General features: G+C 53.2%; 5 protein-coding genes. All 5 read left to right on the forward strand.

Features of this window, described 5'->3' with window-relative positions:
* Positions 1-248 precede the first annotated feature (248 nt).
* Positions 249-1,586, forward strand: coding sequence for a hormogonium tapered terminus morphoprotein TftA (tftA, locus tag H6F80_RS13420; protein ID WP_190792045.1), 1,338 nt, complete (start codon positions 249-251; stop codon positions 1,584-1,586).
* Positions 1,587-1,704: 118 nt separating this feature from the next.
* Positions 1,705-3,288: an NAD(P)H-hydrate dehydratase gene (locus H6F80_RS13425; RefSeq protein ID WP_190792046.1), complete on the forward strand. Its 1,584-nt coding sequence runs from the start codon at positions 1,705-1,707 to the stop codon at positions 3,286-3,288.
* A gap of 136 nt (positions 3,289-3,424) precedes the next feature.
* Positions 3,425-4,186 (forward strand): response regulator transcription factor, encoded by a 762-nt coding sequence (locus tag H6F80_RS13430; RefSeq protein ID WP_190792047.1) that lies wholly within the window; start codon positions 3,425-3,427, stop codon positions 4,184-4,186.
* Positions 4,187-4,335: 149 nt separating this feature from the next.
* Positions 4,336-5,766 (forward strand): ATP-binding protein, encoded by a 1,431-nt coding sequence (locus H6F80_RS13435; RefSeq protein WP_190792048.1) that lies wholly within the window; start codon positions 4,336-4,338, stop codon positions 5,764-5,766.
* Positions 5,767-6,069: 303 nt separating this feature from the next.
* Positions 6,070-6,179: S4 domain-containing protein (locus tag H6F80_RS13440; RefSeq protein WP_277879142.1), on the forward strand; the 110-nt coding region annotated here is incomplete at its 3' end.

Here is a 6,179-nt window from a genome sequence, read left to right on the forward strand (position 1 = left end):
GGGGATTTCCATAGTCGGCGGGTTGAGTTGGGCAAATCGAAAATGATTCTAAGTCCACCTATAGTCTCTCAGATCCACAAATTTCGATCGCTTCTAGCGATGAGACTTTAGAATCTCGGCAGCATCTCGTCGGTTGCTTCGCAGTTTCCCGCAGGGGTAATCGTCCCCAAAAGCGATATCGAAAAAGTTGTATCGATCGATGCCCGAATTCGCTACACTTCTGCTTGATCGACAGCTCAAAAACCACAATGACACGAATCTTTGTAGCAGCAGCCTACGGCGAACCCGAAGACCAGCACAGCACGTTTCCGGGTGAAATTGATCGCGTCTTGGCAGTCCAGGAGACGGTTTTGCTGCGCGATCGGGTGGTGCAGTTTTTACGATCGCGAAACTATGATGCTGTTGCCGTCCCCGATGAAATGAGTTTAACGCAGGCGATCGACTGGATTAATCGGCGTAGTCAGCAGGGAGATCTGGCTCTGTCGCTTCAGGTTGCTAGCTCGACCCATACGCTACGGGGAGCGGCTGTCTATCATGTTGCTTATAACGATGAGCGGCGGCTGCAAGCGTCTCAACTCCTGCAAGCCTATCTGCGGCGTGTCCCCCAGTTTTCGAGTCGCGGAGTCAAGTCCGACACCCAAACCCTGCTCGGTCGGCTCACCTTTTGTCGGGATACGATCGTGCCTGCCCTGCATCTGGAAGCAGGCTGTCTGAATCATGCAGACGATCGCCAGATTCTTCAGGGTCAGCGACAGGAAGTTGCGCTGGGCATCGCGGAAGGATTGGCAGTCTGGAGCCGATCGCTCAATTCAGGACAAACGGCAGGAAACTCACTCATTTCGCTTCAGGTGAATGGCGCAGAATATCCCGAAAAAGGAGTGCTGCTGGATGGCAATGCCTATATCCCGATCGATCTGATTGATCAGATGGGAATTGAACTGCCGCTCAGTCCGTCCATTCACCGCATCAACTACGGCAATGTGGTTTATGCACGAGCGATCGACCTGCGGGACTTTAATCTTGCTTTCACCTGGGACAGTAAGAATCAGACGCTCAATCTGCGATCGATTTTGTCTACTTTGCCCACGGCGATCGATCGGATTATGGGACGGGGAACCGCTTCCGAAGTGCAGATGATGATGTTCCTCAAAAGCTCTAACCCTGATAGCCTGACGAAGTTCTACGAAGTGCCCAAACTCTACATCGACGAAGGCAAAATTGAAGGCGTGAACCACGATATTGCCTTTGCCCAGATGTGCCTGGAAACCCAGTATCTTCAGTTCTCAGATTCCGTAAAGCTAGAACATCATAACTTTGCCGGATTGGGCGGCGCGACAGTGGACGAAATTGGAGCCAAATTTACGACGCCACTGCTCGGCATCCGGGCACAAATTCAGCACCTCAAAGCTTATGCCTGTGCAGAACCGCTCGTTCAATCTCCTGCCGACCCCCGATTTCACCTCGTCCGACGCGGCATTGCTCCCACCGTGGCAGATTTAAGCGGTCGCTGGTCGGCTGACCCAGATTACGGAACGAAAATTTTGGCGATCGTTAAACGACTCTACGAATTCGCCGATCATCTGTAGAACTTAACGATGTAGAACTTAATGACGTAGAACTTAATGACGTAGAACTTAATGACGTTACACTGCTCTTAACGCTCTGGTTTCAGGCATTCAGAAAAAACAGAGGGTTAGCGGCATCATGACGAAATCGATTAAACAGCGATCGGTACAAATCCAGCAGTTTGTCGTCACCGCAGCGCAGATGAGCCAGATCGAGGGGCGGATGTTTGCGGCGGGAATGCCTGTTGCAGCACTGATGGAAAAGGTGGCGGGACGAATTACGCAGCGTTTGATTGATTTGTATCCGCTCGATTGCTTTCCCCAAGTCGGAATTCTGGTCGGACCCGGACATAACGGCGGCGATGCGCTGGTCGTAGCACGGGAACTGCATCTGCGGGGCTATCGCGTGATTTGCTATCAGCCGATCGATAAACTCAAAGAACTGACCGACTGCCATGCCCGTTATGCGGCAAGTTTAGGCATTCCCACAACGGCTCAGGTAGCTGACCTGCAAGACTGCGATCTAATCGTGGACGGACTGTTTGGCTTTGGTTTAACCCGATCGATCGAGGGAGAACTTGCCGCCGCGATTCAGCAAATTAATCAAGGAAAGGGAGCGATCGTCAGTATTGATCTGCCTTCGGGACTGCACACTGATACCGGAGCCGCATTGGGAACCGCGATTTGCGCCGATTACACCTTTTGCCTGGGACTCTGGAAACGTGCATTTCTTCAGGATGCTGCTCTCGCCTATACGGGAACTGCTGAACTAATCGACTTTGGGCTGCCCCTTGCCGATATTTACGCCATTCTGGGAGACGTTCCTGCCCTTCAGCGCATTCTGCCTGCGGCTGCCCTGGCTGCCCTGCCGCTGCCTCGTCCTGCTGTCACCCACAAATACAAACAGGGACATCTACTGCTGATTGCGGGGTCACGTTGCTATTCGGGGGCGGCTTTATTAGCGGGACTGGCTGCTAGAGCCAGCGGGGTAGGAATGCTGTCGATCGCTGTTCCCGAAGCTCTGAAGCCCATTCTGGTGGCACAGCTTCCAGACGCACTAATCATCGGTTGCCCAGAAGATGAGACGGGCGCAATTGCTCATTTACCTGAGGAAATCAATCTCAGTCAATACCAGACGATCGCTTGCGGACCCGGACTCACCCCCGAAGCGCGATCGATCGTTTCCCATTTGCTAAATCAGGAAGTTCCTTTGTTGCTGGATGCAGACGGATTAAATATCCTCTCCGGTTTGGGCGCAACGGCAACATTACAAGAGCGATTGGTTCCCACGGTTCTCACGCCGCACTGGGGCGAATTTAAGCGGCTCTTTCCTGAAATTGCAGAGACGCATAGCGGAGATTCGATCGCGGCAGTTCAGGCAGCAGCCCAGGCAAGCGGGGCAATCGTTTTACTAAAGGGGGCACGAACGGCGATCGGCAATCCGGCAGGTCAGGTCTGGCTCACCCCTGACAGTACCCCAGCGTTGGCACGAGGCGGCAGTGGGGATGTGCTGACTGGCCTAATGGGCGGCTTGCTGGCGCAGGGCAGAATGGGGGAAGCGGCAATCGAGGCGATCGCAGTGAGCGCAGCGTGGTGGCATGCGCAGGCAGGCATTTGGTCAGCCCGAGACCGCACGGAATTAGGAGTTGATCCGGTGACGCTGGCACAGTCGCTGTCGCCTACATTGCAGCACTGGCAGCAGCACTGGCAAAAGAATTATTAAGCTAGTCCAATTTTCTGTAACTTTAATAACAGTAATTAGAATAAGTTCCCGTCCCGACAGCGATTAGATGGGACTCTGGTAAGATGGGCAATAAAGTAACGCAAAATAAGTAATACAAAGTAAGCAACAATATAATATGCTGCCTACCTTTTCTCCAGAAACCGCAAGATACAAGCAGGAAGTTAAGCTCGGACGGGTTTTGCTCGTTGAAGACGAAGAGCTGATTCGAGAAACGATCGCCCTCACCCTGACTGAAGAAGGTTACGAGGTTACGACCGTAGAAGATGGTCGCAAGGGTCTAGACCTGATCAGTCGTTCTGGAGAACTGGGACAGTCTGAAGCTTTACCCTTTGAACTCATCATTCTCGATCTAATGCTGCCCTATGTCAATGGGCTGGATCTTTGTCGTCTGCTGCGGCACGAAGGAAGCAGTGTCCCAATTCTGATGCTGAGTGCAAAAGGCAGTGAAACCGATCGCGTGGTAGGACTGGAAGTGGGCGCAGATGACTATTTAACCAAGCCCTTTGGAATGCGAGAACTGGTTGCCCGCTGTCGAGCCCTGCTGCGTCGCCACTACCATACTCAGCAACAGGTTCAGGAGTCGGTTTTGCGCTTCCATGAAATAGCGCTTTATCCGCAGGAATGCCGGGTGACGGTTCGCGGCGAAGAAATTAATCTATCGCCCAAGGAGTTTCGCATTCTGGAACTGTTTATGGCAAATCCTCGGCGCGTCTGGTCTCGCGAGCAGCTAATCGAGCGTATCTGGGGTCCCGATTTTATGGGCGACAGTAAGACCGTTGATGTGCATATTCGTTGGCTGCGCGAAAAGCTAGAGCTTGATCCGAGCCGTCCCGAATACTTGCTAACGGTGAGAGGCTTTGGCTACCGCTTTGGCTAATCGGGTGGAAACGGATTTATTCCGTTGAAACAGCTATTTTTCCGGGTAATTGCCTGACCACTGCCGCAATTTACAGGTACGCTGGGGTAACACGATCGTAGATCAATCGTTTTCTGGCAACCTTCAACAAACTGGCAGTGATTTGAGCCGTGGCGGTTCTGTATTTCTGGGTCGGATTACTCATCGGATTAGTGCTTCTAGTCTGGCAACAGTCGCGCTCGAATGCGAGGCTGAAGAAACTGTTGCGCGAAGTTCGATCGCCTGATCAGGATGTTGATTTTTCAGCGACAACGCAGCTTTCCCGCGCTTTGACTTATCAGCGGCAGCAGCTTGAGCAGCTTCAGCAGGAAGTGCAAACCTATCAACAGGTGCTTCAAATTGCGCCGATCGGCTATTTGCAGGTAGACGACGAAAATCGGCTGCTCTGGTGCAATGCTCAAGCAAAAGGTTTATTGGGAATCAGCGGCGATCACCCTGCGGCAAAGCCGCGCTTGCTGCTGGAACTGGTGCGCTCCTACGAGCTAGATGATTTGATTGAGCAGACTCGCACTGCCGCAAAGCCCTGCCAGAGCCACTGGACGTTTTATCCGGTGAGTGCTGATCCGTCGCGGCTCTCGGAGCAGCCTGCCTATGCCGTGCGAGGCTATGGCATTCCCTTGCTGGATAATCAGGTGGCGATCTTTCTCGAAAACCGTCAGGAAGCCATGACCCTGCTGCAACAGCGCGATCGCTGGGCATCGGATCTAGCACACGAGTTCAAAACCCCCCTAACTTCGATTCGGTTGGTGGCTGAAACGCTGCAACTCCGCCTGGAGCCGAGCCTGCGTGGCTGGATCGATCGCTTGATTAACGAAACGGTGCGCCTGAGCAATCTAGTGCAGGATTTGCTGGATCTCAATCGCATGGAGCGCGGTTCGTTTGAAACCCTTCAGCTTCAGACGGTGGATCTGGTCGGTCTGCTGCATTCGGTTTGGGAAATGCTGGAGCCGCTCACCCGCGAAAAGCATTTGCACCTGGACTATCAGGGACCCGATGACCTGCTGATGCAAATTGACCCCGCACGAATTCATCGGCTGCTGATGAACCTGCTGGATAACAGCATTAAGTACAGCCCGATCGACTCTACGATTCAGGTGCGCGTTTCGCTGGAATCTGCTTCGAGCAAACCAATGACAGAAGGGCGAATGGCTCAAGAGGCGATCGTCCGAATTGACGTAATCGATGCCGGACAGGGGTTTCCAGAAAAATCATTGCCCCACGTATTCGAGCGATTTTATCGGGCTGATCCGGCTCGTGCCCGTCATCTGGAAGCAAATTCCTCTGAATCTCAGGAGCGACACAATCCGTTTGACTGGTATGCTCAGGGCGGGAGTGGGTTAGGGCTGGCGATCGTGTGGCAAATCGTTGAGGCGCATCGTGGCTCGGTCAGTGCCCGCAATCATCCTGAGACCGGAGGCGCATGGCTTCAGGTAAGGCTGCCGCTGCTGTTTACCCATCGGGCGATTACCCCTGCGGGAAGCCGCGAAGCAACCAACACTCCGATCGCGGCTCCCAACGCTTCATCAGAATCATCGGGATAGAATTACCGGGATAGCTCAATAAAATCGATAAGATGAATCGGTAGCGATCGGGTTGAGCAACGGTTTGAGAAGTCATCGCGGTCACCCGAACTGCCTTCCTGGCAGGTCAATTCTGGGGAAACTGCCTACTTCCAGGTCTCAAAGTTCCCTAGCATTGGGGGATTTTGGGGGGCAATGTAGCCCCTCGAATCCTCCTCAAACAACCTTAAGGGGCAGGGGCAAAACCTCGATTGCGAAGCGTAATATCCTTGTCTTAGCTGAACTGGCAACATCGATCGATTCAATCCGCAATCACAAAGCAGCATGGCAGAACGGATACAAAAAATCCTATCCCAGCGGGGAATTGCTTCTCGGCGACAGGCGGAGCAGATGATTTTGGCTGGGCGCGTGCGGCTCAATGGGGAAGTCGTCGG

It is taken from the genome of Leptolyngbya sp. FACHB-711, assembly GCF_014695615.1.
In the GTDB taxonomy this organism is placed as follows: Bacteria; Cyanobacteriota; Cyanobacteriia; order Elainellales; family Elainellaceae; genus Leptolyngbya_A.

Bases quoted from the DNA above. Each gene is read 5' to 3' on its own strand.
- tftA (WP_190792045.1), top strand. From the start codon at position 249: ATGACACGAATCTTTGTAGCAGCAGCCTACGGCGAACCCGAAGACCAG.
- H6F80_RS13425 (WP_190792046.1), top strand. From the start codon at position 1,705: ATGACGAAATCGATTAAACAGCGATCGGTACAAATCCAGCAGTTTGTC.
- H6F80_RS13430 (WP_190792047.1), top strand. From the start codon at position 3,425: ATGCTGCCTACCTTTTCTCCAGAAACCGCAAGATACAAGCAGGAAGTT.